This window comes from Streptomyces sp. NBC_00448, from assembly GCF_036014115.1.
Lineage (GTDB): Bacteria > Actinomycetota > Actinomycetes > Streptomycetales > Streptomycetaceae > Actinacidiphila.
In genome coordinates, this window is record NZ_CP107913.1 from 8739622 (window position 1) to 8763989 (window position 24368).

At 73.9% G+C, this 24368-nt stretch carries 26 protein-coding genes; 13 read left to right on the forward strand and 13 right to left on the reverse strand.

What is annotated here, in order from left to right:
- Window positions 1-95: 95 nt before the first annotated feature.
- The 3 genes from OG370_RS37585 to OG370_RS37595 all read right to left on the reverse strand — a co-directional run bounded on the left by OG370_RS37585 (window position 96) and on the right by OG370_RS37595 (window position 5284).
- Window positions 96-2720, reverse strand: coding sequence for an ABC transporter permease/substrate binding protein (locus OG370_RS37585; RefSeq protein ID WP_328472355.1), 2625 nt, complete (start codon window positions 2718-2720; stop codon window positions 96-98).
- Window positions 2713-4074: a quaternary amine ABC transporter ATP-binding protein gene (locus OG370_RS37590; protein WP_328472357.1), complete on the reverse strand. Its 1362-nt coding sequence runs from the start codon at window positions 4072-4074 to the stop codon at window positions 2713-2715. Before OG370_RS37590 ends, OG370_RS37585 begins: the two co-directional genes overlap by 8 nt.
- A gap of 307 nt (window positions 4075-4381) precedes the next feature.
- A complete protein-coding gene (locus tag OG370_RS37595; RefSeq protein WP_328472359.1) occupies window positions 4382-5284 on the reverse strand; it encodes a bifunctional helix-turn-helix transcriptional regulator/GNAT family N-acetyltransferase in 903 nt (300 codons plus the stop codon).
- A gap of 244 nt (window positions 5285-5528) precedes the next feature.
- Between OG370_RS37595 and OG370_RS37600 the strand changes: the two genes are divergently transcribed.
- On the forward strand, window positions 5529-6026 hold the full coding sequence (locus OG370_RS37600) for a signal peptidase II (protein WP_328472361.1): 498 nt from the start codon (window positions 5529-5531) through the stop codon (window positions 6024-6026).
- 48 nt (window positions 6027-6074) lie between these two features.
- Here OG370_RS37600 and OG370_RS37605 read toward each other — a convergent pair whose 3' ends face one another.
- The 3 genes from OG370_RS37605 to OG370_RS37615 all read right to left on the reverse strand — a co-directional run bounded on the left by OG370_RS37605 (window position 6075) and on the right by OG370_RS37615 (window position 8053).
- Entirely contained in the window at window positions 6075-6710 is a 636-nt protein-coding gene (locus tag OG370_RS37605) for a class I SAM-dependent methyltransferase (protein WP_328472363.1), read from the reverse strand.
- 78 nt (window positions 6711-6788) lie between these two features.
- On the reverse strand, window positions 6789-7025 hold the full coding sequence (locus OG370_RS37610) for a hypothetical protein (protein WP_328472365.1): 237 nt from the start codon (window positions 7023-7025) through the stop codon (window positions 6789-6791).
- Window positions 7026-7105: 80 nt separating this feature from the next.
- On the reverse strand, window positions 7106-8053 hold the full coding sequence (locus tag OG370_RS37615; RefSeq protein ID WP_328472367.1) for a GlxA family transcriptional regulator: 948 nt from the start codon (window positions 8051-8053) through the stop codon (window positions 7106-7108).
- 231 nt (window positions 8054-8284) lie between these two features.
- Here OG370_RS37615 and OG370_RS37620 point away from each other — a divergent pair, with 231 nt between their 5' ends.
- The 3 genes from OG370_RS37620 to OG370_RS37630 are packed head-to-tail and all read left to right on the forward strand — an operon-like array spanning window position 8285 to window position 9134.
- Entirely contained in the window at window positions 8285-8413 is a 129-nt protein-coding gene (locus tag OG370_RS37620; protein ID WP_328472369.1) for a hypothetical protein, read from the forward strand.
- Window positions 8410-8877: a DUF2269 family protein gene (locus OG370_RS37625; protein WP_328472371.1), complete on the forward strand. Its 468-nt coding sequence runs from the start codon at window positions 8410-8412 to the stop codon at window positions 8875-8877. The genes OG370_RS37620 and OG370_RS37625 overlap by 4 nt, the downstream gene beginning before the upstream one ends.
- A complete protein-coding gene (locus tag OG370_RS37630) occupies window positions 8874-9134 on the forward strand; it encodes a DUF3817 domain-containing protein (protein WP_443060818.1) in 261 nt (86 codons plus the stop codon). The genes OG370_RS37625 and OG370_RS37630 overlap by 4 nt, the downstream gene beginning before the upstream one ends.
- A gap of 7 nt (window positions 9135-9141) precedes the next feature.
- Here the strand turns inward: OG370_RS37630 and OG370_RS37635 are convergent, their stop codons facing one another.
- Together OG370_RS37635 and OG370_RS37640 are read right to left on the reverse strand one after the other, a co-directional pair.
- Window positions 9142-10128: a GNAT family N-acetyltransferase gene (locus OG370_RS37635; RefSeq protein WP_328472373.1), complete on the reverse strand. Its 987-nt coding sequence runs from the start codon at window positions 10126-10128 to the stop codon at window positions 9142-9144.
- Window positions 10121-10759 (reverse strand): helix-turn-helix domain-containing protein, encoded by a 639-nt coding sequence (locus OG370_RS37640; RefSeq protein ID WP_328472375.1) that lies wholly within the window; start codon window positions 10757-10759, stop codon window positions 10121-10123. The genes OG370_RS37635 and OG370_RS37640 overlap by 8 nt, the downstream gene beginning before the upstream one ends.
- A gap of 176 nt (window positions 10760-10935) precedes the next feature.
- Here OG370_RS37640 and OG370_RS37645 point away from each other — a divergent pair, with 176 nt between their 5' ends.
- From OG370_RS37645 to crcB (OG370_RS37655), 3 genes are all read left to right on the forward strand, one after another.
- The gene (locus OG370_RS37645; protein WP_328472377.1) at window positions 10936-12165 is read left to right on the forward strand and encodes a benzoate/H(+) symporter BenE family transporter; all 1230 of its coding nucleotides are present in this window, start codon (window positions 10936-10938) and stop codon (window positions 12163-12165) included.
- 273 nt (window positions 12166-12438) lie between these two features.
- Entirely contained in the window at window positions 12439-12936 is a 498-nt protein-coding gene (crcB, locus tag OG370_RS37650; RefSeq protein WP_443060819.1) for a fluoride efflux transporter CrcB, read from the forward strand.
- A complete protein-coding gene (crcB, locus tag OG370_RS37655) occupies window positions 12933-13307 on the forward strand; it encodes a fluoride efflux transporter CrcB (protein WP_328472379.1) in 375 nt (124 codons plus the stop codon). The genes crcB (OG370_RS37650) and crcB (OG370_RS37655) overlap by 4 nt, the downstream gene beginning before the upstream one ends.
- A gap of 31 nt (window positions 13308-13338) precedes the next feature.
- On the opposite strand, the gene OG370_RS37660 is transcribed toward crcB (OG370_RS37655), so the two are convergent.
- Window positions 13339-14649 (reverse strand): LCP family protein, encoded by a 1311-nt coding sequence (locus tag OG370_RS37660; RefSeq protein WP_328472381.1) that lies wholly within the window; start codon window positions 14647-14649, stop codon window positions 13339-13341.
- Between the two features lie 206 nt (window positions 14650-14855).
- On the opposite strand from OG370_RS37660, the gene OG370_RS37665 reads away from it, so the two are divergent.
- On the forward strand, window positions 14856-15881 hold the full coding sequence (locus OG370_RS37665; protein ID WP_328472383.1) for an oxygenase MpaB family protein: 1026 nt from the start codon (window positions 14856-14858) through the stop codon (window positions 15879-15881).
- A gap of 213 nt (window positions 15882-16094) precedes the next feature.
- Window positions 16095-18236, forward strand: coding sequence for a serine/threonine-protein kinase (locus OG370_RS37670; protein WP_328474796.1), 2142 nt, complete (start codon window positions 16095-16097; stop codon window positions 18234-18236).
- A 96-nt stretch (window positions 18237-18332) separates the two neighbouring features.
- Here the strand turns inward: OG370_RS37670 and OG370_RS37675 are convergent, their stop codons facing one another.
- The gene (locus tag OG370_RS37675) at window positions 18333-19148 is read right to left on the reverse strand and encodes an inositol monophosphatase family protein (RefSeq protein WP_328472385.1); all 816 of its coding nucleotides are present in this window, start codon (window positions 19146-19148) and stop codon (window positions 18333-18335) included.
- Between the two features lie 245 nt (window positions 19149-19393).
- Here OG370_RS37675 and OG370_RS37680 point away from each other — a divergent pair, with 245 nt between their 5' ends.
- A complete protein-coding gene (locus OG370_RS37680) occupies window positions 19394-20395 on the forward strand; it encodes a MerR family transcriptional regulator (protein ID WP_328472387.1) in 1002 nt (333 codons plus the stop codon).
- A 74-nt stretch (window positions 20396-20469) separates the two neighbouring features.
- Window positions 20470-21036 (forward strand): GNAT family N-acetyltransferase, encoded by a 567-nt coding sequence (locus OG370_RS37685; RefSeq protein ID WP_328472389.1) that lies wholly within the window; start codon window positions 20470-20472, stop codon window positions 21034-21036.
- A gap of 64 nt (window positions 21037-21100) precedes the next feature.
- Here OG370_RS37685 and OG370_RS37690 read toward each other — a convergent pair whose 3' ends face one another.
- Both OG370_RS37690 and OG370_RS37695 read right to left on the reverse strand, forming a co-directional pair.
- Complete coding sequence (locus OG370_RS37690; RefSeq protein WP_328472391.1) at window positions 21101-22030, reverse strand: LysR family transcriptional regulator; 930 nt, start codon at window positions 22028-22030, stop codon at window positions 21101-21103.
- A gap of 59 nt (window positions 22031-22089) precedes the next feature.
- A complete protein-coding gene (locus tag OG370_RS37695) occupies window positions 22090-22251 on the reverse strand; it encodes a hypothetical protein (protein WP_328472393.1) in 162 nt (53 codons plus the stop codon).
- Window positions 22252-22276: 25 nt separating this feature from the next.
- On the opposite strand from OG370_RS37695, the gene OG370_RS37700 reads away from it, so the two are divergent.
- Complete coding sequence (locus tag OG370_RS37700; protein ID WP_328472395.1) at window positions 22277-22894, forward strand: NAD(P)-dependent oxidoreductase; 618 nt, start codon at window positions 22277-22279, stop codon at window positions 22892-22894.
- A gap of 138 nt (window positions 22895-23032) precedes the next feature.
- Window positions 23033-23761, forward strand: coding sequence for an alpha/beta fold hydrolase (locus tag OG370_RS37705; protein ID WP_328472397.1), 729 nt, complete (start codon window positions 23033-23035; stop codon window positions 23759-23761).
- A 13-nt stretch (window positions 23762-23774) separates the two neighbouring features.
- Here OG370_RS37705 and cpt read toward each other — a convergent pair whose 3' ends face one another.
- The gene (gene cpt, locus OG370_RS37710) at window positions 23775-24344 is read right to left on the reverse strand and encodes a chloramphenicol phosphotransferase CPT (RefSeq protein WP_328472399.1); all 570 of its coding nucleotides are present in this window, start codon (window positions 24342-24344) and stop codon (window positions 23775-23777) included.
- Window positions 24345-24368 lie beyond the last annotated feature (24 nt).

A 24368-nucleotide genomic window follows, 5' to 3' on the forward strand; every position in this document is an offset into this window, starting at 1 on the left:
CACGAAGGGCCGGGGACACGGTCTCCGTGTCCCCGGCCCTTCGCTTCCCGCGGGTTCGGCAGCCGCGGGTCAGTTCCCGCGTGCGGGTGGTGGCGTCAGCTCGCGCTCACCGGTGCCATCGTGTCGACGACGTCCGGGTTGTCGGCCATCCACTTCTTCACTCCCGCCGTGGTCTGCCCCTGGCCCGCCGACTGGATGTCGGCCTCCAGGGAGGCGAGTTGCGGCTCGGTCATGTGGAAGTCCTTCATCCACGTGGTGACCTGCGGGAGCTTCTTCGCGCTGTTTTTGTTGGCGACGCTGTGGATCGAGTCGCCCTTGCCCCACAGGCCCTTGGGGTCGCCGAGCTTGGTCAGGTCGTACTTGCTGTAGGCCCAGTGCGGGGACCACAGGACGACGGCGACGGGCTTCTTCTGGTCGTAGTCGCGTTGGAGTTCGGCGAGCATGCCCGCGGTGGAGCTGGCGACGAGCTTGTACTCCTTGTCGAGCCCGTAGCCGGGGAGGACCTTGGAGCTGAGGATCTTCATCTCGCCGGCGCCCGGCTCGATGCCGATGATCTTGCCGCCGAACTCGGCCGACTTGCCCTTGAGGTCCGCCATCGTCTTGACGCCCTTGACGTACGAGGGCACGGAGACTTCGAGCGAGGTCTTGTCGTACCACGGGCCCAGGTCGTCCAGATGGCTGCCGTACTGCTTCATGTACGAGGCGTGCGTGGTCGGTAGCCAGGTGTCGGTCATGTAGTCGATGTTGCCGCTGGCGAGTCCGGTGTACGCGGCGCCCGGGTCGTAGGTGTTGACCGACGCCTTGTAGCCGCGCTCGTCGAGGACTTCCTTCCACAGGTTCGCCGAGGCGATCGACTCGTCCCAGTTGAAGTCGCCGATCTTCACCGACTGGCCCTTGCCGACGTTCGTGGCGGTGGCTCCGGCCACCGGTGCCATCTTGTCGACCACGCCGGGGTTGGCCTTCATCCACTTCTTGACGCCGTCGGCGGTCTTGCCCTGCCCGGCGGCCTGGATGTCGGCCTCCAGCGAGCTCAGCTGCTCCTCGGTCATGTGGAAGTTCTTCATCCACGTGCTGACCTGCGGGAGCTTCTTCGCGCTGTTCTTGTTCGCGATGTTGTGGATGGAGTCGCTCGCGCCCCACAGGCCCTTGGGGTCGCTGAGCTTGGTCAGGTCGTACTTGCTGTAGGCCCAGTGCGGGGACCACAGGACGACGGCGACGGGCTTCTTCTGGTCGTAGTCGCGTTGGAGTTCGGCGAGCATGCCGGCGGTGGAGCTGGCGACGAGCTTGTACTCCTTGTCGAGCCCGTAGCCGGGGAGGACCTTGGAGCTGAGCAGTTTCATCTCGCCGGCACCGGGTTCGATGCCGATGATCTTGCCGCCGAACTCGGCCGACTTGCCCTTGAGGTCGGCCATGGTCTTGACGCCCTTGACGTAGGACGGGACCGAGACCTCGAGGGAGGTCTGGTCGTACCACTTGCCGAGGTCGGTGTAGCTGCTGCCGTACTGCTTCATGTACGAGGCGTGCGTGGTGGGCAGCCAGGCGTCGGTGAGGTAGTCGAAGTTGCCGCTGGCCAGTCCGGTGAAGGCGGCGCCGGGGTCGTAGGTGTTGACCTGGGCCTTGTAGCCGCGCTCGTCGAGGACTTCCTTCCAGAGGTTCGCCGAGGCGATCGACTCGTCCCAGTTGAAGGAGCCGATCTTCACCGACTGGCCCTTGCCGACGTTCGTGGACGCGGTCGGCGACGAGCTGCCGCCGTTGTCCGAGAACACCCCGATGCCGCCCGCGACCAGCGCGAGGATGACCACCGCGGACAGGCCGACGGCCGGGCGCGGCCGGTAGCGCAGCACCGAGAAGCCCTGCGTGGCGCTGCGGGCGCGCGCCAGGGCGCGGCGGCCCAGCGGCGACACCTGGTCGCCCAGGGCTCCGGTGATCCGGTCCAGGTAGATGGCGAGCACCACCACGGATATGCCGCCCTCGAAGCCGAGGCCGATGTTCACCTGGCTGATCGCGCCGAAGACGGTCGAGCCGAGGCCGTCCGCGCCGACCATGCCGCCGATGACGACCATGGACAGCGCCAGCATGATGACCTGGTTGACGCCGGCCATGATGGTCGGCAGTGCCAGCGGCAACTGCACCCGCAGCAGGGTGCGGGACGGCGGTGTGCCGAACGCCTCCGCGGCCTCGACCAGTTCCGGGTCGACCTGCCGGATGCCCAGCTCGGTCATGCGCACGCCGACCGGCATCGCGAAGACGATGGTGGCGATGACGGCGGGCACCGTACCGAGGCTGAAGAAGATGATCGCCGGGATCAGGTAGACGAACGCCGGCAGCGTCTGCATGACGTCCAGCACCGGCCGGATCAGCACGCTCGCCGTGCGGCGCCGGGCGGCCCAGATGCCCAGCGGCACCGCGAGCGCCAGCGCGACCACCGCCGAGACGACCACCAGGGACAGCGACTCCATCGCCTCGTCCCACTGCGCGACGGAGTCGATGAGCGCGAAGCCGACGAAGGCCAGGACGCCCGCGGTCAGCCCGCGCATCCACAGTGCGAGCACCGCGAGGATCGCGGCCATCAGCAGCGGCGACGGGCCGCCGAGCGCCCACTCCACGCCGTTGTACATGCCGTTGACGACATGGCTGATGAAGTTGAAGAGCCAGGACAGGTGGTGGGTGAGCCAGTGGACGACGTCCTCGGCCCAGTCGCCGAAGTGGAGCCTAGGCACGGGTCGCCTCCTTGCCCTCGGCGTCGCCGCCGTCACCGTTGCCGCCGCCGTCAGGACCGCCCAGGCCGTCAGAGCCGCCCGGACCGCCCGGTCCACCGGGTCCGCCTGGATCGCCGCCGCTCGGGACGGCGTCGTCCAGCGTGGGGAAGTCGGGCAGGCGGTGGCTGCCGGTGTCCTCCAGGCCCTCGCCGAGCGCGGCGAGCAGCGTCACCCGGGGGATGACGCCGGTCAGCCGGCCGTTGTCGTCGAGCACCGCGAGCGGCAGTTTCGACTGCGAGGCGGGGGTGAGCAGTTCGGACAGCGGCGCGTCCGCGTGCGTGGTGACGCAGTCGGTGTCCATCAGGTCGCGCATGGTGCCCTCGGCCTTGCGCAGCGCCTCGGTGACACGCACCTCGGTGACGGTGCCGACCAGCTTGCGGCCGCGTTCGACGACGAAGGCGGCGGACGCCTGGTCGGTGCGCAGCGCGCGCATGGCGGCGCGCGGGCCGTCGTTGGGGCTCACCATCACCCGCGGCTCCTCCATGATCGAGGCCGCGGTCAGCACCCGGGAGCGGTCGACGTCCTGCACGAAGCTGGCCACGTAGTCGTTGGCCGGGTCGGTGAGGATGTCCTCCGCGGTGCCGATCTGGACGATCCGGCCGTCGCGCATCACCGCGATCCGGTCGCCGAGCCGCATCGCCTCGTTGAGGTCGTGGGTGATGAAGACGATCGTCTTGCGCAGCCGCTGCTGGAGCTCCAGCAGCTGGTCCTGCATGTCGCGGCGGATCAGCGGGTCCAGCGCGGAGAAGGACTCGTCCATCAGCAGCAGGTCGGCGTCGGTGGCGAGCGCGCGGGCCAGGCCGACCCGCTGCTGCATGCCGCCGGACAGCTCGTCCGGCCAGGACTTCTCCCAGCCGTCCAGGCCGACCATCGACAGCGCCTCGGCCGCCTTCTCCTCGCGCTCCTTGGCCGGCCGGCCCTGGACCTCCAGGCCGTAGGCGGCGTTCTCCAGGACGCTGCGGTGCGGGAAGAGCGCGAAGTGCTGGAAGACCATGCTGATCTTGCGGGAGCGCAGGTCGCGCAGGGCCTTCGCGGACAGGCCCGTGAGGTCCTGGCCGTCGAACAGCACCCTGCCCGAGGTGGGCTCCAGCAGACCGTTCAGCATGCGCAGCAGCGTGGACTTGCCCGAGCCGGACAGACCCATGACGACGAAGATCTCGCCCTGCTCCACATCGAAGGAGGCGTCGATCACCGCCGCGGTCGTCCCCTCCTCTCTCAGTTCCGCACGGTCGGCCCCCTCCTGAAGCCGACGAATGCCTTCCTTCGGCTTGCGGCCGAAGACCTTGAATACGTGCTCGATGACGAGCTGTGACACGTTTGCCTTTCGGGGGCAGGGGACAGGACGGAACCGGAGGCCGTCGCCTACCGGCCAATGAGTTCACATCGAAGCTATCCGGCAGCGACCCGAGTGTCCTGGCAGCGGCAACCGCCGCCAGGAGACGGACCTCCGGGTTCGGGTCGCCGCCTACCCCGTGCCCTACGCAGCGCAAACAAGATCGTCGAAGACCGTCCCGTTTGTCTGATTGTGTACGTATATAAGTGGCCGTTTATCGTGACCGGATCGTGCCTCTTATGACATCGATCCGCAGGGTGGGAACTGTTGACCCGATCTTGACTCAGTGTTAACGATCCTGTGGGGTCGCTGTGATCCGCTTCTCGAACCAGTGGTGGGCGTAGGGCTCGTCGTTGAACGCGGGCACCTCCTGGAAGCCGCAGGAGTGGTAGAGCCTGATCGCCGCGTCGAGGGTCCTGTTGGTGTCCAGCCGCAGCGCGGTGCGGCCGTCGGCGGCGGCCCGGGCCTCCAGTTCGGCGAGGAACCTGCGGCCGAGGCCGAGTCGGCGGGCGTCCGGCGCGACCCACATGCGCTTGATCTCGGCGGGGGCGCCGGCCGGCAGCTTCAGGCCGGCGCAGCCGACCGGCTCGCCGTACAGCCGGGCGATCAGGAAGACGCCGCGCGGCGGGCGCAGGTCGCCCGCGTCGGGCAGCAGGCTCGCCGCGGGGTCGAAGCCGCCCTCGAAGCGCTCGTCCATCTCGGCGAAGTACGCCCGCAGGCAGTGCTCGGCGTCGGGGTGCCCCGGCTCGACGGGCTCCAGGGTGACGGTCGCGGCGGTCAGCAGCCGCTCGACGTCGGCCATCGCCGCGGTCAGCCGGGCCCGCTGCGCGGGGTTGAGCGGCGCCAGGAGGGAGCCGGCCAGCTCGTCGCTGCGGTCGTCGAGCGCGGCCCGCTCGGCCCGGCCCGCGTCGGTGAGCCGTACGGTCCGCACCCGCCGGTCGCCGGGCGCCGGCTCCACGGTCACCAGGCCGTCGGCCTCCAGGGCGCGCAGCAGCCTGCTGACGTACCCGGAGTCGAGCCCGAGCCGGTCCCGCAGCCGGCGTACGTCCTGGCCCTGCTCGCCGATCTGCCACAGCAGCCGGGCCTCGCCCACGGGCCGGTCGCGGCCGAGGTAGCGGTCGTGGAGCACGCCCACGCGTTCGGTGACGGTGCGGTTGAACCGTCGCACCTGGTCGATCTGCGCCGTATCCATTCTCTGACTCTAGTCAGAGAATCGGGTGGGGGGCAGGGGCGGACGGGGCGGGTGCGGGTGGAGATCGGGCGCGGGGTGCGGCGCCGGGTCGGGCTCGGTGGCGGGATCGGATCGGGATCGGGCGCAGGGTCGGGCTCGGGATCGGGCGCCCGGCGGGGTGGCGGGCGGTCGGGCGTAGGCTGCGGGAAAGGTGAACGTTCAGCCATTGCATGGGCATGGACGCGGGAGGACGGGGAGGCGGCCGATGGCGGGCAGCATGGGGAGGCCGCGGCGGGCGCTGTGGATCACGGCCGCGGCCGGGCTCGCGGTGGACCAGGTGACGAAGGCCGTCGCCGCGGTGGCCGTGGAGGGCAAGCAGCCGGTGCACGCGCTGGGCGGCGGCGTGACCTTCACCGCCTTCCGCAACTCCGGCGCGGCCGGGTCCTTCGCCCCGCACGCCACCCTCGTCTTCACGGTGCTGGCCGTCGGCGTGCTCTCCTTCATCACCTGGGCGTCCTCGTCCGTGCGCTCGGTCGGCTGGGCGGTCGGGCTCGGGCTGCTCTTCGCCGGCGCCGGCGGCAACCTCGCCGACCGGCTCTTCCGCCACCCCGGGTTCGGCCGCGGTGCCGTGCTGGACTTCATCCAGATCGGCCACTCCGGGATCTTCAACCTCGCCGACCAGTGCGTGACCTTCGGCGCGCTGACGATCCTGGTGCAGACCTTCCGCGGGGTCCCGATGCGGGCGCCCGGCCCGGCGCACTGACCCTCGTCCCGCCGAACCGGCCCTGGACGGGGGCCGGTTCGGGCCCGATCACCCGCCGGCCGCTCCCCGGCGCAGGCCCAGGTGACTCCACGACACCCCGGGGCGGCCGTGCGGGTCCGGCCGCTCGCTGCGGTGGACCTGGCGCAGACCGTGGTCGCGGCCGAGCCGGACCGTCTCGTCCGCCGAGACGTCGAACATGCGCCGGCCCGCCGGGACCGGGCCGTGCCGCAGCGACAGCACGACCTGCCCCTCGGCGGCGAGCAGGTCGGTGAGCGCTCCCATCGCCGCCGTCCGCTGGCCCGCGTCGAGATGCATCCACACCGCGGTCAGCAGGATCAGCTCGAAGCGCCGCTCGGGTCCGTCGCCGCGCCCGCGCAGCACCGGGAGGCCGGGCAGCGCGTCGTCGACCCACTCGATGTCCTGGTCGGCATGGATCTTCCGGCCCAGGGCGCGCAGTTCCGCGGTCGGTTCGACGGCGACGACCCGGTGCCCCAGCGCGGCCAGCGCGGCGGCGTCGCGTCCGCTGCCCGCGCCGATGTCCAGGACCGCGGCCGGCCGGGTCGGGAGCAGGTGCAGCGTGTCGCGATGGACGTCGGCGAAGGACACGCTCTCGTACTGCCCGGCGAGCGTCTCGGCGGCTTCGGCGTAGCCCGCGGTGGTCGGCATCTGCCGCGCATCGATCATCGGCACAGCGTAGGTCGCGCGGCGGGGGCCGGAAAAAGCGCTCGGCGCGGGTCGTTCCACCAGGGGATCGGGGAGCCGTCAGCCGTTCGGGGCGTCGTCCGGGGCGGTCCAGACGTCCGGGCCGCCGCCGTGCCACACGAACAGTTCGGGGTCGTCGAGGCTGACCGCGTCCGGGTCGAGGCCCGCGCGGCGAAGGAACTCCAGCAGGTCACCGGGGCTGCGGGCGAGTCCGAGCGTCTCGCGGCCGACCCGTATCCGGCGGCCGGCGGGGGCCGGCGGTTCCACGATGACCTGAGTTCCGCGTTCCTCGTCCATGCCCCCAGCCTGCCCATGCGGCGCCACGTGTGCATGTCGACCCGGTAACGACCCGGGGCCGACCGCGTGCGCGCCGGTGGTCAGGACAGCGGGCCGAAGGCGCGGCGGTACGCCTGGGGGCTGACGCCGGTCGTGCGCTTGAAGCGGTCGCGGAAGGCGGTGGGCGACCCGAACCCGACCTGGGCGCCGATGCGTTCGACGGAGTGCGCGGTGGTCTCCAGCAGGTGCTGGGCCTGCCGGACCCGGGCCCGGTGGAGCCACTGGAGCGGGGTGACGCCGGTCTGGTCGCGGAACCGCCGGATCAGGGTGCGGGTGCTCAGGCCGGCCCGCGCGGCGATGTCGGCGAGGGTCAGCTCGCGCCCCAGGTCCTCCTGGAGCCAGCCGAGCAGCGGTTCGAGCGCGGAGCCCTGCGGCGTGGGCGTGTGCGGGTGCACGATGAACTGCGCCTGGCCGCCCTCGCGTTCGAGCGGCACCACGGACAGCCGCGCGGCGTCGGCGGCGACGGCGGAACCGTAGTCGGAGCGGATCATGTGCAGGCACAGGTCCAGGCCGGCGGCCGCGCCCGCCGAGGTGAGGATCTGCCCGTTGTCGACGTAGAGGACGTCGGGGTCCACCTCGATCTCCGGGTGGGTGGCGGCCAGCAGATCGGCGGCGACCCAGTGCGTGGTCGCGCGCAGGCCGTCCAGCAGGCCGGTCGCGGCGAGCGGGAAGGCGCCGGTGCAGAGGGAGGCGATCCGGGTGCCGTCCTTCGCGGCGGCGCGCAGTGCGTCGCGGACGGCGGGGCTGATCGGCGCCGCGGGGTCGGCGGTGCCGGGCACGATGATCGTGTCGGCGGCGGCCAGCGCGTCCAGGGCCCAGGGCGCGGTCAGGGTGAAGGTGCCCGCGTCGACCTGGGGCCGCTCGGCGCAGACGCGTACCTGGTAGGCCGTACGCCCGTCGGGCAGCCGGGTACGGGCGAACACCTCCAGCGGCGTGGACAGGTCGAAGGGGATCACCTGGTCCAGCGCGAGTACGGCGACGGTGTGCATGTCCAGAAGGTACCTCCCCGCCGGGCGGCTCGATCGGGGACCCGGCTCTCGGAGCGGGCCCGGAGCGCAGTTCAGCCGCTCTTCCCGCCCCTTGTAGGGCCGTTGGCGATTTTCCGTTGAAACGTGTCGTTCGTGCCACTGGGGCGGCGGCCGGGCGGCCCCTAGCGTCGGAGGCGAGCCGGCGCAGGCCGGCCACTTGATCCCGAAGCACCTGCTCCTGAAGGAAGTTCCATGCACGTCCAGATCGACCTGCCGCACCCCGCGGGCTCCCTCGCCCTGACCGACGGCTCAGCCGCCGGATGCCATCGCGCGGCCACGGCCACGACCTCGGCCGTCGGGAGCATGGGGCGCCGGCCGTGACGAAGGTCTTCCTCTCCCTGCACGTCCTGGCGGCGCTGCTGTGCATCGGGCCGGTCACCGTCGCCGCGAGCATGTTCCCCCGCGCGCTGCGCGCCGCCCACGGCGAACCGCGCGACGACCAGGCCGTGACGACCCTGCGGATGCTGCACCGTATCTGCCGCGTCTACGCCGCGATCGGCGTCGCCGTCCCCGTCCTCGGCTTCGCCACCGCCGGCAGCCTGGGCGTCCTGGGGACCGGATGGCTGATCGCGTCGATCCTGCTGACGGCGGCGGCCGCCGCGATCCTGGCGCTGCTGATCCTGCCCGCCCAGGACCGCGCGCTCGACGCCGCCCAGGCCGCCGAACCGGGCCCGGTCACCCGGATCGCCGGCCGACTCGCCTCGCTCACCGGCGTGTTCAACCTGCTGTGGGCCACGGTCACCGTGCTGATGATCGTCCGCCCCGGCTCCACGACGGGGGCATGAGGATGCGTCCACGGTCCCTGCGCATCGCCGCGCACGTCGAACTGGTCTCGCTGGCGGTCCTGTTGGCGAACCTCGCCACCGCCCACCTCCAGCCGGTCTCCTCGCTGGTCGGTCCCACCCACGGCTGCGCGTACCTGTTCGTGGTGGTCACGACCTGGCGCCTGCGGGCGGCCGGCAGCACGACCAGGGCCGTCGCGTTCGTGCCCGGTTTCGGCGGCCTGCTCGCACTGCGGCGGCTCGCGCACGCCACGGGGTGACGCGGCGTCAGCCGGGTTCGAGGGCCTTGGCGTAGACCGAGGAACTGCGGCGCACGCTCATGCCGAGGTGCTCGTAGAGGGTCAGCGCGCCGGTCGCGGAGTGGGTCCACAGGGTGCAGCCGCGCCGGCCGCGCCGGTGGAAGGCGCGGAAGGTCTCCCGCAGCAGCACCCCGGCGATGCCGCGGCCGCGGTGGTCGGCGCGCACCGCGAGCCGGTCGACGTAGCCCTCGGCCGAGCCCGGCACGTCGAGGGCCACCAGCGCGCCGACCATCTCGCCGCCGGCGAACGCCACGGGTGACATCGCGGGTGCGAACGCGGCCTGCTCGACGGTGAGTCGGGCCCACTCGTCGTACGGCAGGCGGCGCTTCTGCCACTGGCCGAAGGCGTCCTCGACGAGTTGGTGCGCCGCGCGCTCGTCGCCCGGGCGGAACGGCCGTACGGTGACGCCCGCGGGCGGATCGGGCACCTCGGGCTCGTCGGGCACCGCGATGCCCAGCAGCCACTGCGTCACGAACGGCGCGTACCCGCGCGAGAGCAGCAGCGCGACGGCCGCCGCGTCGCAGTCCTCGGCCGGCTGCGCGAGCCGCACCCCGCCCATCAGCCGGGCCCGCGCCTCGGCCCAGTCGAGCAGCAGACCGCCCAACCCCCGCCCGCGGTGGGCGGGATGGACGTCCACCTCGCTGCGGCGGCCGCCGTGCACCCACACCCGGCCGACGAGTTCCGGCTCGGCGCCGGGCCGCGGTCCCGGTCCCGGGGCGTGCACGAGCAGCGTGTCGAGCGCCGGGTCCAGGTCGGGCAGCGTCAGGCGCGCGGTGACGGCGTCGGCGCCGGTCTCCACGCTGCCGAGCAGGTCGTGCTCGCAGGCGGCGACGAGCCGGTGGATCGCGCCGGCGTCGGCGAGCGTGGCCGGTCGGGCGCGGTACGGCGCGGGAAGCGGCGGGGACGGCGGAACCGGTGGGGACGAGGCGGGGTGGGCGTCGGGGGTCTCAGGCATGGGCGCTTCCGCCTCCGTCGTGCGGGGCCGGGGGATCGGCCGGAGGCTGATCGGCCGGCGGATGATCGGTGGGGGCGGCCGAGGTGCCGGCGAGCGCGTAGCGGACGAAGAGCACCGCTTCGACGTCGCCGTGCGGCGCGCTGTAGAGGTGCGCGCGGTCGGCCCGCCAGTGCGCGTACCCGCCGGGGCCGGCGGTGACGGGTGCGGCGGGCTCGCCCACGACGGCGGTGCCGCTGAGCACGTAGAGATGCTCCTGGGTGCCCGGCAGATGGGGGTCCGAGCGCTGGACCGCGCCGGCGCGTATGTGGATACGGAACACGTCGGTGATGTTGGCCGGGCTCTCGTGCCGCTCGGTGAGCAGCGCGGTGACGGCCTCGCCGCTGGCGTGGGCGCGGGCCCCGCCGGGGGGCAGCAGGGAGCTGAGCGGATCGGCGAGCACCGAACTGAGCGGTGTGCCGAGCGCGGTGGTCAGCGCGTACAGCGTCTCCAGGGTGGGGTTGCGCCGGCCGCCCTCCAGTTCGGACAGCGTCGCCTTGCCGACGCCCGAGCGCCGGGCGAGTTCGGACAGCGACAGCCGCCGCTCCTCGCGCAGGGCCCGCAAACGCCGCCCCACCTGCTCGTTCAGCTCCATCGACCTTCCCGGGGACGCCGGCCCGCGGCCGCAGACGATTGACGGGCGCGCTCCGCCAACTCTAGCGTTCCACATACGGAACGTTCCATACGTGGAACGAGTCCGCCCCGCCCCGCCCCGCCCCGCCCCGCGCCCGAGCCCCGTGCGTTCCGTCCGACCTCCCCGGGAAGTAGCCGATGACCACCTCAGCGCCCCGCCGTACCGCCGCGGCCCACATACGCGCGGCCGCGCCCCCGTCCGCGGTCACGGCCGGCCTGGTCACGGTGCTGGTCGGCACCACCAGCTCGGCCGCGATCGTGCTCGCCGCGGCCCGGGCAGCGGGCGCCGACTCGGCCGAACTCGCTTCCTGGATGCTCGCGTTGGGGGTCGGCCTCGGCGCCACCTGCATCGGCCTCTCGCTGCGCTACCGGGCGCCGGTGGTCACCGCCTGGTCGACGCCGGGCGCGGCGCTGCTGGCCACCGGGCTCGCCGGCGCGTCGATGGGCCAGGCGGTCGGCGCGTTCCTGCTCTCGTCCGTGCTCATCCTGGTCAGCGGGGTGACCGGCTGGTTCGCCCGGGCGATGGCGTCGATCCCGGTGTCGCTCGCGTCGGCGCTGCTGGCCGGGGTGCTGCTGGAGTTCGGCACCGGGCTCTTCCGCAGCATGCACGGCAACTTCGGCATCACCTTCCCGATGTTCGCGGCATACCTGCTCGTCCGGCGCATACGTCCGCGGTACGCCGTGCTCGCCGCCCTCCTCGTCGGCATCGTGGCGACCACCGTGGCCGGTGACTGGGGCGGCGCGGCCGGCCACATCCGGCTCACCCCCGCGGTGCCCGTCTTCACCGCCCCCCAGTTCGACTGGCACACCCTGATCGGCGCGGGCCTGCCGCTGTACGTGGTGACCATGGCCTCGCAGAACCTGCCCGGCGTCGCGGTCCTGCGGGGCGACGGATACGACGTCCCGGTCTCCCCGCTGATCGGCTGGACCGGCGCGGCGGGTGTGGTCCTCGCCCCCTTCGGTGCCTTCGCGCTCAACCTGGCGGCGATCTCCGCGGCCATCTGCACCGGCCCCGACGCCCACCCCGACCGGGACCGGCGCTTCCTCGCCGCGGTCTGGGCGGGCGTGTTCTACCTGTGCGTCGCGCTGTTCGGCGGGACCATCGGGACGCTGCTGACCGCGATGCCGCAGGCGCTGGTGCTCGGCACCGCGGGGGTGGGGCTGCTCGGCACCATCGGGAGTTCCCTGCACGGTGCGCTGACCGCTGAGGGTGATCGTGAAGCCGCGGTCGTCACTTTCCTCGCGACCGCTTCCGGGGTCACCCTGCTCGGTATCGGCTCCGCCTTCTGGGGGTTGCTCGCCGGGGTCTTCACGATGCTCGTCGCCCGGGTGAGCGGACCCTCCCGGCTGCCCCGTTCCGCCGGTTGAGGGACCACCTCCCGGTGGTGGCTGGATGGGGGTACCTCCCAGGCGAAGCGCTGTGAGCGTAGTTCCCCGCGCCCCTTGGTAAGTGCGGCTCCTGCCGGAGGGACCGTTAGAATGGCGGTGCGGCACCCCGTGGGGGGCCGCACGGCGGTGGGGCCCGCCGTACCCGAACCGCGGTGAGGATGCCGCCAACGGTCCCTGCTTGCGACGCGCACACCCGCATCGCGCCGAGAGGCGCGGGCATGTGCGCCGTACCGATGCGAGTAGGAGACTCACGTGGCAGACCCGCGCCCGCCCCTCTTCGAGGAGCCGGTCGACTCCGACATCGACCTGCATGTCCCGGACCAGCGCACCGAACTGAGCAGGCATCCGGCGGTGGTCATCGCCGTGATCGCGGCCGGCGGTGCGATCGGCGCGTGCGCCCGCTACGGCGCCGCGCGGCTGTGGCCGACCGCGACCGACGCCTTCCCGTGGACGACGCTCGGCGTCAACGTCGTGGGCTGCGCGATCATCGGCGTGTTCATGGTGCTGATCACCGACGTGTGGACCGCCCACCACCTGGTCCGGCCGTTCTTCGGCACCGGAGTGCTGGGCGGCTTCACCACCTTCTCCACCTACGCGACCGACGTACGCGGCCTGGTCGACCACGGCCATCCGCGCCCCGCGCTGGGGTACTTGGCGCTGACCGTGGCGGCCGCGCTGGTCGCGGTGTGGGCGGGCGCGCAGGCGACCCGGCGGGTCGTGGCGGCGGCGACGGGCCGGGAGGTCCGGTGAACTGGCTGCTCGTCGTCCTCGGCGCCATGGTGGGCGCCCCGTTGCGCTACCTCACCGACCGCGCCGTGCAGGCCAAGCACGACACCGCCTTCCCGTGGGGCACCTTCGCGGTGAACGTCAGCGGCTGCGCGGTGCTCGGCCTGGTCGGCGGGGCCGCGGCCGAGGGCGCCGCCTCCCCGCATCTGCAACTCCTGCTCGGCACCGGGTTCTGCGGCGCCCTCACCACCTACTCGACCTTCTCCTACGAGACGTTGCGGCTGGTCGAGAACCGGGCCCGTTTCTACGCGGCCGCGAACGTCGTCGGCAGCCTCACCGCGGGACTGGGCGCCGCGTTCACCGGCACCGCGCTCGCCCAGGCGTTCTGGGGCTGACCGCACCGGCGGGTACGCGGCCGCGGCGGGGTCAGCGCGCCGACACCGGGATGTGCGGGGTGGCGGCGTAGGCCGCGGTGGGGTTCATCGCGGTGCCGTGCACGGAGACCGTGGCGGCGGTGGCGACCTTCACGCAGGCCGGGCCGGAGGACCGTTTCGCCCGGGCCGACCGGCCGGCGGCAGGCGTGGCGGAGCCGTCGGGTCCGTCGAAGGACTCGTCGACGCGGGACGACCCCTGGGCCCTGGCCTTGCGCGGCGGCGTGTCGTCGGTGATCGCGGCGAAGACGCCCCGGGCGGCGGCCGCAGGGACCACGTGGGCGCCGTCGTCCGGGTCGGGAACCGTCGGCATCGTGGCGTAGTCGACCCGGGCGGAGGGGACCTTGCGCACGTCGTCCGCGAGCCCGATCAGCTTGGGGACCGCGGCCAGACCGGGGTCGACGGTGAGGGACTTGGTGGCCGTGTCGGCCAGCGACAGCATCCCGGCCGGGTCGGTGAGCGAGCCGCTGCGCCGCAGCCGCGTGCCCAGCGCGTTCAGGAAGAGGTGCTGCGCGGACGTACGCCCCAGGTCGCTGCCGTCGCCGAACGCGTGCCGGGTGCGCAGGAACTCCAGCGCGGCCTGGCCGCGCAACCCGTGCCGGCCGCGGGCCAGCTTCAGATGCGAGTAGGGGTCGTACATGTTGCGGTCCACGCAGACCGGCACCCCGCCGACCGCGTCGGACATCCGCACCACGCCCGCGAAGTCGGCCATCACGAAGTGGTCGATGGGGATGCCGGTCAGGGCGTGCACGGCCGCGACGGTGCAGCCGGGACCGTACTGGAGCGAGGAGTTGACCGGGCCGCGGTGCGCGGCGGCGGTCCCGCCCTTCGGGGCGCGGCAGGCCGGCAGGTCGGTGACGGTGTCGCGGGGGATGCTCAGCACCGTGGCGTGGGAGCGGTCGGCGGACAGGTGCAGCACCATCGCCACGTCCGCGTTGCGGCCCGGGCCGCAGTCGCCGCCGAGCTTGCAGTCCGCCGGGTCCGCGCGGGTGTCGGAGCCGATCACCAGGACGTTCACCGGCGTACGGCCGAAGGCGTCCGGGCGCTCGTGGCCCGCGTCCCCGCCGATGCCGCCGAACAGCGGCATGTCCCGGATGTTGCCGTTCAGCCGCAGGTAGACCAGCGTGCCCGCGCCCGCCGCCACCAGCACCGCCAGCGACAGGCCGAAGGTCAGTCCGCGCAGCAGCCAGTAGCGGCGCCGGACCGCGGCCGGGAGGGGCGGGCGCGCCGGCCATACGGTCTCGCCGCGCGCCGGCCGCCGCCACGGACCGCCGGACGTCCCGCGCTGCTGCTGCCCCTCGGCCATGGTTGTGCACGTCCTCGCGTCCGTCGCCCGCGCACCGGTCGGCCCGCCGCCACCAGCGCAGTTGCAGTATCACCCACGGTGCACGGGAAACCGCGCTCCGTACCGGCGGGGGTGTCGCGCCCGCCCCACGCGCCCTACGCCCGCACGCCCGGGCCGATTACGGTGGACGGCACGGGACGAGACGGCGAGACGGTACGGAGGCGGCCATGCGCGACGCGGACCCGGGCCCGGACGCGGCCCTGAGCGCTGTCCCGCCGGCGCGTTCCGCCGGGGACACGGGCGTTGACCCGGACCCGGACCCCGCGCCCGACAGCCCCGCGCCCGGCACCACGGTCCCCGACCCCGCCGGCGCGGTCCCCGGCCCCGATCCCGACCAGGACCCCGGCCTGTTCGGCCCCGACTCCGTGACCTGGCAGTTGCACGGCGACCCGATCATGTGGATCGCCGGCATCCGCGCGCTGTACCTCCAGGCGCTGCACCCGCGCGCGGTGCGCGGTGTCGCGCAGAACTCCGACTTCCGGCGCGACGCGTGGGGCCGCCTGCTGCGCACCGCGTCCTTCGTCGGCCGGATCACCTACGGGACCACGCCCGCCGCGGAGCAGGCCGGGGCCCGTATCCGCGGCATCCACCGCAGGCTGACGGCGATCGACCCCGGCACGGGCGAGCGGTTCGGCGTCGACGACCCCGAACTGCTGCTGTGGGTGCACTGCGCCGAGATCGACTCGTATCTGAACGTCGCGCGCCGCTCGGGGTTCCCGCTCACCGACGCCCACGCGGACGCCTACGTCGACGAGCAGCGCGAGGCCGCCCGCCTGGTGGGCCTCGATCCGGCCGGCGTGCCCGCCGACACCGCGCAGCTCGCCCGCTACTTCACTGAGATCCGCCCCGAACTGGCCGTCACCCCCGAGGCGTTCGACGTGGTCCGGTTCCTGAAGGCGCCGCCGGTGCACGCCGCCCTGCGGCCGGTGCGGTTCGCGGTGTGGCCGGCCGTCTCGGGCACCGCCTTCGCCGCCCTGCCTCCGTACGCCCACGCGTTGTACGGGCGGACCGCGCCGTCGCGGGCCGCCGCGGACCGCAGGTTGCGGGTCGCCGGGCGGGCGCTGCGGGCGATCCCGGCCACCGTGCGCTGGCAGTTGCCGCCCGGTCACATCCTCAAGGCGGTCGCCCGGCTGGGCCCCGGCACCCGCCCTTCGGCTCGGCGCCTTCCCCCGAATGAGCCCGAAGTGCCCTGATGCGCTGTCCCCCTATGTCGCCCCGCCCGGCCATACTGGGTGCGGGGAAGCACCGACACGAGCACCGATGAGCACGGGGGCACGGCGCTGATGGAGGCTGGACACCACGACGGACCGTACGGACCCGGCGGCGCGGCACCGACCGCCGGCGCGGGCGCGGGCGGCGCCACCACCGCCGACCCGGGAAGCAGCGCGGGCGCCCGCGCCGACAGCATGCTGATCCAGGGCCGCTACCGGCTGCACGAACTGATCGGCCGCGGCGGCATGGGTGAGGTGTGGCGCGCGTTGGACGAGTCGCTGGGCCGCCGGGTGGCGGTCAAGTGCCTCAAACCGATGGGGCATTCTGGCGACGCGGGCTTCACCCGGGTGCTCCAGGAGCGGTTCCGGCGCGAGGCGCGGGTGGCGGCGGCGCTCCAGCACCGCGGCATCACCGTCGTGCACGACTTCGGCGAGCACGACGGCGTGCTGTTCCTGGTGATGGAACTGCTCGACGGCCGCAACCTGCTCCAGGTGCTCGATGACGCCCGCCGGCACCCGCTGCCGGTCCCCGACATCACCGACATCGCCGAACAGGTCGCCGCGGCCCTCGCCTACACGCACGCTCAGGGCGTCGTGCACCGGGACCTGAAACCGGCCAACATCATGCGGCTCACCGACGGCGCCGTGAAGATCTGCGACTTCGGCATCGCCCGGCTCGGCCACGACATCGGCTTCACCTCCCGCCTCACCGGCACCGGTGTCGCCATGGGCACCCCGCACTACATGTCCCCCGAGCAGATCGGCAACTCCGCCGTCGACCACCGCAGCGACCTGTACTCGCTCGGCTGCGTGCTGTACGAACTCGCCACCGGGCACCCGCCGTTCGACCTCGGCGATGCCTGGTCGATCCTGGTCGGGCACCGCGACAACATCCCCGAGCCGCCGCGCGCCGAGCGCCCCGAACTGCCGGTGGAGCTGGAACTCCTCATCCTCGACCTGCTCGCCAAGGACCCCGAGGACCGCCCGCAGGACGCTGCCGACGTCGGCGGGCGGCTCAAGGCGATGCGCGCGGGGGACAAGGTGGCGACCGCGACCGGCGCCGTGCCGGACTGGGCGCGGACGCTGACCACCGGACCGCAGGCCCGTTCCACCCGGGCCCGCCCGCCCGCCGCGACCGCCCGCCACGAACTGACCGGTGCCTGGTCCACCCGCACCGTCACCGCGTCCGCCGATCCGGCCGCACTCGCCGAACTCGCCGCCCGCCAGGCCGAGGCCGACGACCTCGGCCGGATCGGCAACTGGCGGGAGTCGTACGAACTGCACACCGCCGTCGCCACCGCCCGAGACCGCGCCCAGGGCACCGAGCACCCCGACACCCTGGCCAGCCGGCACGAAGCGGCCTACTGCCTGACCCGACTCGGCCGGGCCGAGGAGGCGTTGCGGCTGTACGCCTATGTCGCGGAGGTGCGGCGCCGGGTGCTCGGGCCCGACGACGCCGACACGCTCGCCGCGCGGCACGAAGCGGCGTACGCGCTCGGCGCGCTCGGCCGGCACCTGGAGGCCCACCAGGAGTTCTCCGCGGTGCTCGACGCCCGCGAGCGCACCGTCGGCCCCGACCACCCCGACACGCTGCGGTGCAAGCACAACCTCGCCTACAACCTGGCCGAGTTGGGCCGTACGCAGGAGGCGTACACCACTGCCGTCCAGGTCGCCGACGCCCGGTCGCGGGTGCTGGGCGCCGAGCACCCCGAGACGCTCGGCACCCGTTTCGAGGTCGGGTTCACGCTCGGCCGGGCGGGCCGCTGGGCGGATGCGCTGGAGGTCTACCGGGAGGTCGGCGAGGTCCGCGCCCGCGTGCTGGGCACCGAGCACTCCGCCACGCTCGCCGTCCGCTACGAGACCGGCATCTGCCTGACCCGGCTCGGCCGCACCTCCGACGCCCTCGTGCTCTACGAGGACCTGGTCGCCGCCCTCACCCGCACCGCCGGCTCCAGCGACGAGGAGACGCTGCGGGCCCGTCAGGCGCTCGGCGTCAGCCTCGGCCGGCTCGGCCAGTGGGACCGCGCGCTGGCCGAGGCCCGCGACGTGGCCGCCGTCCGGGAGCGCGTGCTGGGCGCCGACCACGCCGACACCCTCGTCAGCAAGCGGGAGATCGCGGTGTGCCTGGGCTGGCTCGGGCGCTGGGGTGACGCCCTGGGCGTCTACCACGAGGTCGCCGACGCGCGCGAGGCGCTGCTCGGGCCCGACCACCCCGACACCCTCACCAGCCGCAACGACGAGGCCCGTTGCCTGGAGCACCTCGGCCGCAGCGACGAGGCCCAGGCGCTGTACCGGCGCGTCGCCACCCACCGGGAGGACGGCCCGGAACGCCTCTAGCGGGTCCTGGCGGGTCCGTGGCCCGGTGAACTCCACCCGCCCGGCGGGCTGTCTTCGTCCGGGCGCTTCGATCTCCCGGCGGGCTCCCCTCCCCGGTCAGGCGGCGATCGGTGCCAGGACCTCGGCGGTGGCGGCGTGCACGCCGGGGGCCGCGGCCAGGAAGTCGCGGCTGGTCAGGCTCCAGGGCGCGCCGTCGATGTCGGTGACGGTGCCGCCCGCCTCGGCGACCAGCAGCGCACCGGCCACCAGGCCGGAGCGGACGTCGGAGAACTGCCAGAAGGCGTCCATCCGCCCGGCCGCGACATGGATGAGCTGCAAGGTGGCCGGTACCGACACCCGCACCACGAGCCCCGCGACCAGCATCGCGGTGACCGACGCGCCGATCCTGCGGAAGGTGCGCTCGTCCTCGCCCGGCTTCGCCTGGCCGGTGCCGGTCAGGGCGGCGGCCAGGTCGTTCTTGGCGGACACCCGCAGCGGCCTGCCGTCGAGCCGGGCGCCGAGGCCGGCGACGGCCGTGTACGTCTCCCCGGTCAGCGGCAGGTGGACGGCGGTCAGGACCGGCCGGTTGTCGCGCACCAGCGTGGCGGTGACCGCCCAGTCCGGCATGCCGTGCACGTGGTTGATGTTCCCCTCGGCCGGGTCGACCACCCACCACTCGCCAGGCGGCAGCGCCCCACCGGCCAACTCGTCCTCGGCCCACCGCGATCCGGGCCGGTCCGTGAGCAGCGGGGGCATGAGCACGTCCAGGACGGCGGCGTCGTTGGCGTGGATCTCGCCGACGATCTCGTCGAGGCCGCTGCCGCGGGCGTCCGCGGTGAAGCGCTCGCGCAAGGTGGCCCCCGCGGCCCTGACGGCGGCGGTCACGGTGTCCAGAAGCGCGCGGTCGAGGTCGGAGGACGGGGCAACGGACATGGGGTTCTCCTGGGGTGGCATCCGGTCGGAGCGGGGAATCGGTTCCCTCGCCGCCTGCTCTTCGACGGTAGGCAGCACGGCTCTTGACGGCAAATGCATCGTTGGCAGTGGTGGAGTTACCTGTGTGCACTACGTGTTCCGTGCATGAAGATGGCCGCGGAATGCACGGAGATTGCTGTGGTATCGGGCCGTCGCGCGGGTGCGGGCTTGAGTCTCCCGCCGGGGGAGACCCGAGGATGGGGCACATGAACGGCCCCACGCTCTACTCGATCGGCGAGTTGGCCCGGCGCACCGGGACCACGGTGAAGACCGTCCGGTACTACTCCGACCGCGGCCTGCTGCCGCTCGCGGACCGCAGCCCGGCCGGCTACCGCCGCTACGCCCACGACGCCGTCGCCCGCCTGGACCTGGTACGCACCCTGCGCGAGCTGGGGCTGGACCTCGCGGCCGTCCGGAAGGTGGTGGACCGGGAACTCGCGCTGCCGGAGGTCGCCGCGGTGCACGCCGACGCCCTGGACGTCCAGATCCGGGTGCTGCGGCTGCGGCGCGCGGTGCTGGCCGCCGTGGCGGAGCGCGGCGCGACCCCTGAGGAGACCCGTCTGATGTACCGGCTGGCCATGCTCTCCGAGACCGAACGCCGGCGGCTGGTCGGCGACTTCCTTGGTGCCGCCTTCGCCGACGTGGCAGGCGACCCGAGGTTCGCCGGCATCATGCGCTCGATGACCCCCGAACTGCCCGATCACCCCGACGCGGAACAGGTCCGGGCGTGGGTGGAACTGGCCGAGCTCGCGCAGGACCCCCGCTTCCGGGCCCATCTGCGGCAGCTGGTCGAGGAGCAGGCGGCCGGGCACCCTCCGGGCGAACCGCCCATGCTGCACGGCAGTTTGGCCGCGATCGTCCGTGACCAGGTCGCTCCGGCCGTGGCGGCGGGCGCCGATCCGGCTTCTCCGCGGGCCGATCCGATCGTCGCGGTCCTCCTGACCCGCTGCGCCCATCTCCTCGACCGCGGCGACGGGGACGGGGACGGGGACGGGGACGGCGACGGTGAGGGCGACGGCGACAGTGGCGACGGTGCCGGGCCCGATCCGCGGCGGCGACTGGCGGCCCGGCTGGAGCGCATGAACGACCCGCGCCGGGAGCGGTACTTCGCGCTGCTCGCGGTGATCAACGGCTGGCCCGAGCCGGAGAGCCTGCGTCCGGTGCTCGACTGGGCAGCCCGCGCCCTGCACGCCCGGGCACCGCGATGACGTGGTGGCCGCGGCGCGGTCCCGGAACGGCGGACGCCGCGTCACGTCGAGGCGCCCGCGGATACGATCCTGCGATGAACGCGACCGTCGTCCTCGCGGCCCCCGCCACACCGACCGCGCCGGCGCTCGTGCTGCGCCCCTGGTGCGAGGGGGACGCCGCCGCGCTGGTCGAGGCGTACCGGGACCCGGGGATGCGGCGGTGGACGAGCCGCTGTCCGGACAGCGAGCACGACGCGGTGCGGTGGGTGCGGGCCGAGGAACGGGGCTGGGCGCAGGGCGACCGGTTCGGCTTCGCCGTCCTCGAAACGGCCCCGGACGGTGCGCCGCCGGGGTTGGTGGGCAATATGGTGCTCAAGGACGTCGCGTCCGGCGTGCCCCGCGCCGAGGTCGGCTACTGGACGGTGGCCAGGGCGCGCGGCCGTGGCGTCGCCCCGCGCGCCCTGGAAGCGCTCACCGCGTGGTCCTTCGACGTCTTCGGGGCCGCCGGTCTGGAACGCCTCGAACTCCTCCACCAGCTCGACAACGCGGCGTCCTGCCGTGTCGCGGAGAAGGGCGGTTACCGCTTCGACCGGCTCCTGCCGGCCGCTCCGCCGGCCTACCCGCTCGACGGCCATCTGCACGTACGGCACGCGGCCGCCTGACCCGGTCCCGGTCCCGTACGCGGGCCGCGCGCGCCTTACGCCAGGCGTCAGCCCGCTTACGGTGTCAGCGCGGGTCCGGGGCCGGGTCGCCGGCCGGGGCGTCCGCGATGATGACGCCGAGGGCGTCGACGAGTTGGGCGCGCAGCCAGGCGTGGGCCGGATCGGTGTCGTGGCGGTGGTGCCAGGCGACGACGACCGGGACGGGCGGCAGGTCGAAGGGGAGGGTGCGGGCGCACAGCCCCAGGCCGGTGAGGACGGGGCGGCACACCTTCTCGGCGACCACGGTCACGGCCCCGATCCGGGCGGCGAGGCCGAGGGCGGCACTCGCGGTGGGCAGCGCGGCGCACACGTGCCGGCGCAGGCCGAGCCCGGCGAGCGCGTCGTCGACGGGGCCGGACAGGTGGCCCCGGCGCGAGACGGTGACGTGCTCGGCCTCGGCGAAGCGCGCCGGGGTGATCTCGCCCTCGGCCAGCGGGTGGTCGGGTCGCATGACGGCGACCATCCGGTCCGACCCGACCTCCTCCGCGGCGATCTCCGGCCGGTCGGGCGCGGCGGCCCCGACCTCGACGTCGGTGTGTCCGCGGCTCAGGTCGGCGACGTCGGCGGAGGGTTCGGCGAGGAACCTGATCGAGACCAGCGGCGCCTGCCGGGCGACGGCCGTGATCAGGAGCGGGGCCAACGCGGTCACCAGGGCGTCGTGGCAGCGCAGGGTGAAGGTGCGGTCGAGGCGGGCCGGGTCGAGCGTGGTGACCGGGGTCAGGACCGCGCCGGCGCGACGCACCAACTCCCGTGTATCCTGGCGCAGTTCCAGGGCGCGCGGGGTCGGGGTCATGGTGCGCCCGGTGCGGACCAGGATGTCGTCCCCGGTCGCCTTGCGGATACGGGCGAGGGTACGGCTCATCGCCGGCGGGCTCAGGTGCAGGCGCTCGGCGGCCGCGGCGACGCTGTTCTCTTCGAGCAGGGCGTCGAGCGCGACGAGCAGATTCAGGTCCACATGCACCAGGGTAACTTCTGGGCTTACAAGAGTGCACTGGCAATCATCTGTCCGGGCGCCTAGCGTCGAAGGTGCAAGCCGAAGCGGTCGATGCCGAAGTCGATGCTGAGGCCGATGCCGAAGTCGAGACCATGTCGTAGGGGCGCGGGCCGGGTGCCCCGGTCCACCGGCACGGCCACCGGGGCACCCGGGTCGGCTCCCCGCCCCACCGCAGCCGCCATCCCCACCACTCACCAGGAACCCGCCGTGCACCTGACCATCCTCGCCGCCTCCGGCGCCACGGGCCTCGCGCTGACCCGCCAGGCGCTCGACCGCGGGCACACCGTCACCGCCGTCGCCCGTACCCCCGCGCGGATCACGGTCCCCGACGACCCGCGCCTGACCCGCGTCGCCGCCGACGTACGCGACCCCGCCTCCATCGCCGAAGCGCTGCGCGGGAGTCAGGTGGTGCTGTCCGGCCTCGGCGTGGCCAAGGGCGACCGGCCCGGCGCCCTGACGTCCGGCGCCCGCGCGGTGGTCGCCGCCGGACCCGAGCGGATCGTGTGGCTGGGCGCCTACGGCACCGGTCCCTCCGCCCGGTCGGCCGGTCCCGTCACCCGCACGCTCCTCAAAGCGCTCGGCGCCCAACTGCCCGACAAGGTCGCCGCGGACGCCACCGTCCTCCAGGCCGGCGGCACGGTCTTCCACGCGGGGCCGCTCTCCAACGGCCCGCTCGGCCCGCGCCGGCGCACCACGGGCCTCGACGGCGCGCCCAGACGCCTTCTCCCCGCCCGGGTGAGCCGGGAGACGGTGGCCGCGGCCATGCTCGACGAGGCGGAGGACCCGCGCCACGCGGGCCGGATCGCCCTGCCGTTGAGCCGTTGAGAGCCACCGGGCCGCCGAACTGCCTTGCCGCAGAAGGCCGCTGACCGCCCCCGCCTCCCGTCCGGCAAGGGCGCGTCGGCGGTCACGCCACCGGCGAACACGGCGGCCCGGGCCGTTCGGCGCGGCTAGCGTGGCGGCATGAGCGACGTGGTGACGTACGAGGTCAACGGGGTGCGGCTGGTCGGCGACGCGGAGGGGCCGGCCGACGGGGCGGCGGTGCTGCTCCTGCACGGGCTGGGCGAGGACCGCGGCTCGTGGCGGGCCGTGTCGGCGGCGCTGGCGGCGGACGGCCTGCGGACCCTGGCCGTCGACATGCGTGGGCACGGCGAGAGCGACCACCCGGGGGAGTACGCGTACGAGGCCATGCGCGACGACGTCCTCGGCCTGATCGACGCGCTCGGGCAGGAGCAGGTGGTGATCGTCGCCCACTCGATGGGGACCGTGCCCGCCTCGCTGGTGGCGATGGACCGCCCGGCGGCCGTGGCGCGGCTGGTGCTGGAGGAGGGCCCGCTGCCCTTCCCCGCCGAGCCCCGCCGCCCGGTCCCCGAGGGCCCCGACGGCCCCACGCCGTACGACTGGCGGGTGGTGCGGGATGTCGCGGTGCAGCGCAACGCGCCGGCCGTCCGGCACTGGGACGGCCTCGCCGAGATCAGCGCGCCCACCCTGGTGATCGCCGGCGGCCCGGGCAGCCACCTGCCGCAGGACCAGCTCGCGCGGACCGCCGCGCGCATCCCGGACTCCCGCCTGGTGACGATCGACGCGGGACACATGGTGCACGACGAGCGCCCGGCGGAGTTCATCGAGACGGTGCGCGCGTTTCTCGGAAGCGCCCCCGGACCGCGGCGGACCGGGCCGGAAACCGCCTGATGCGCGCGCCGGTTCAGCCGCTGACGTGCACCGCGATCGTCCGGGCGCAGGCCATCGGGTCGGCGCGGCTGGAGTCGACCTCCAGGTCGTAGCTGACTCCGGTGTGGACCAGCGTCGCCTGCCGCGCCGCCATGCCCGGGACCCGGTCGCCGCGCGCGGCCTCCCGGGCGGCGGCCACCGACGGGTCGCAGCGCACCCCCACCCACAGCACACCGAGCCCGGCCGTCGCGTCGCGCCAGCGGGCCTGGGAAGCGGCGCCGCCGAGGAAGACCTCGTCGATGACGAGGTGCGCGCCCGCGCGGGCGGTCGCGGCCATGCCCAGCGCCCACGCGTCGTCGAGCCGGCGGAACTCGGCGCCCGGCACCACCTCCCCGTCGGGCCCGAACGCGATGCCTTCACCGCCGTCCGGCCCCGGGCCGGACTCCGCGTCCTCCTCGCGCATGCGGGCCGGGAGCGCCTCGACCAGGGTGTCGGTGCCGAACGTCAGCCACGGCGGGCCGGGCAGCACGTCCTGCAGAGCGCGCGCGATACTGCTCTTCCCCGAACTGGAGCCGCCGTTCAGAATGATCACCTGGGTGGGCATGTCGCCACCGTAGGCAGGACGAAC

Coding starts and splice junctions, on each gene's coding strand:
- OG370_RS37595 (WP_328472359.1), bottom strand. CDS start 5,284: ATGGATACGGCGCAGATCGACCAGGTGCGACGGTTCAACCGCACCGTC.
- OG370_RS37600 (WP_328472361.1), top strand. CDS start 5,529: ATGGCGGGCAGCATGGGGAGGCCGCGGCGGGCGCTGTGGATCACGGCC.
- OG370_RS37605 (WP_328472363.1), bottom strand. CDS start 6,710: ATGATCGATGCGCGGCAGATGCCGACCACCGCGGGCTACGCCGAAGCC.
- OG370_RS37610 (WP_328472365.1), bottom strand. CDS start 7,025: ATGGACGAGGAACGCGGAACTCAGGTCATCGTGGAACCGCCGGCCCCC.
- OG370_RS37615 (WP_328472367.1), bottom strand. CDS start 8,053: ATGCACACCGTCGCCGTACTCGCGCTGGACCAGGTGATCCCCTTCGAC.
- OG370_RS37620 (WP_328472369.1), top strand. CDS start 8,285: ATGCACGTCCAGATCGACCTGCCGCACCCCGCGGGCTCCCTCGCCCTG.
- OG370_RS37630 (WP_443060818.1), top strand. CDS start 8,874: ATGAGGATGCGTCCACGGTCCCTGCGCATCGCCGCGCACGTCGAACTG.
- OG370_RS37635 (WP_328472373.1), bottom strand. CDS start 10,128: ATGCCTGAGACCCCCGACGCCCACCCCGCCTCGTCCCCACCGGTTCCG.
- OG370_RS37640 (WP_328472375.1), bottom strand. CDS start 10,759: ATGGAGCTGAACGAGCAGGTGGGGCGGCGTTTGCGGGCCCTGCGCGAG.
- OG370_RS37645 (WP_328472377.1), top strand. CDS start 10,936: ATGACCACCTCAGCGCCCCGCCGTACCGCCGCGGCCCACATACGCGCG.
- OG370_RS37660 (WP_328472381.1), bottom strand. CDS start 14,649: ATGGCCGAGGGGCAGCAGCAGCGCGGGACGTCCGGCGGTCCGTGGCGG.
- OG370_RS37665 (WP_328472383.1), top strand. CDS start 14,856: ATGCGCGACGCGGACCCGGGCCCGGACGCGGCCCTGAGCGCTGTCCCG.
- OG370_RS37670 (WP_328474796.1), top strand. CDS start 16,095: ATGCTGATCCAGGGCCGCTACCGGCTGCACGAACTGATCGGCCGCGGC.
- OG370_RS37675 (WP_328472385.1), bottom strand. CDS start 19,148: ATGTCCGTTGCCCCGTCCTCCGACCTCGACCGCGCGCTTCTGGACACC.
- OG370_RS37680 (WP_328472387.1), top strand. CDS start 19,394: ATGAACGGCCCCACGCTCTACTCGATCGGCGAGTTGGCCCGGCGCACC.
- OG370_RS37685 (WP_328472389.1), top strand. CDS start 20,470: ATGAACGCGACCGTCGTCCTCGCGGCCCCCGCCACACCGACCGCGCCG.
- OG370_RS37695 (WP_328472393.1), bottom strand. CDS start 22,251: ATGGCGGCTGCGGTGGGGCGGGGAGCCGACCCGGGTGCCCCGGTGGCC.
- OG370_RS37705 (WP_328472397.1), top strand. CDS start 23,033: ATGAGCGACGTGGTGACGTACGAGGTCAACGGGGTGCGGCTGGTCGGC.
- cpt (WP_328472399.1), bottom strand. CDS start 24,344: ATGCCCACCCAGGTGATCATTCTGAACGGCGGCTCCAGTTCGGGGAAG.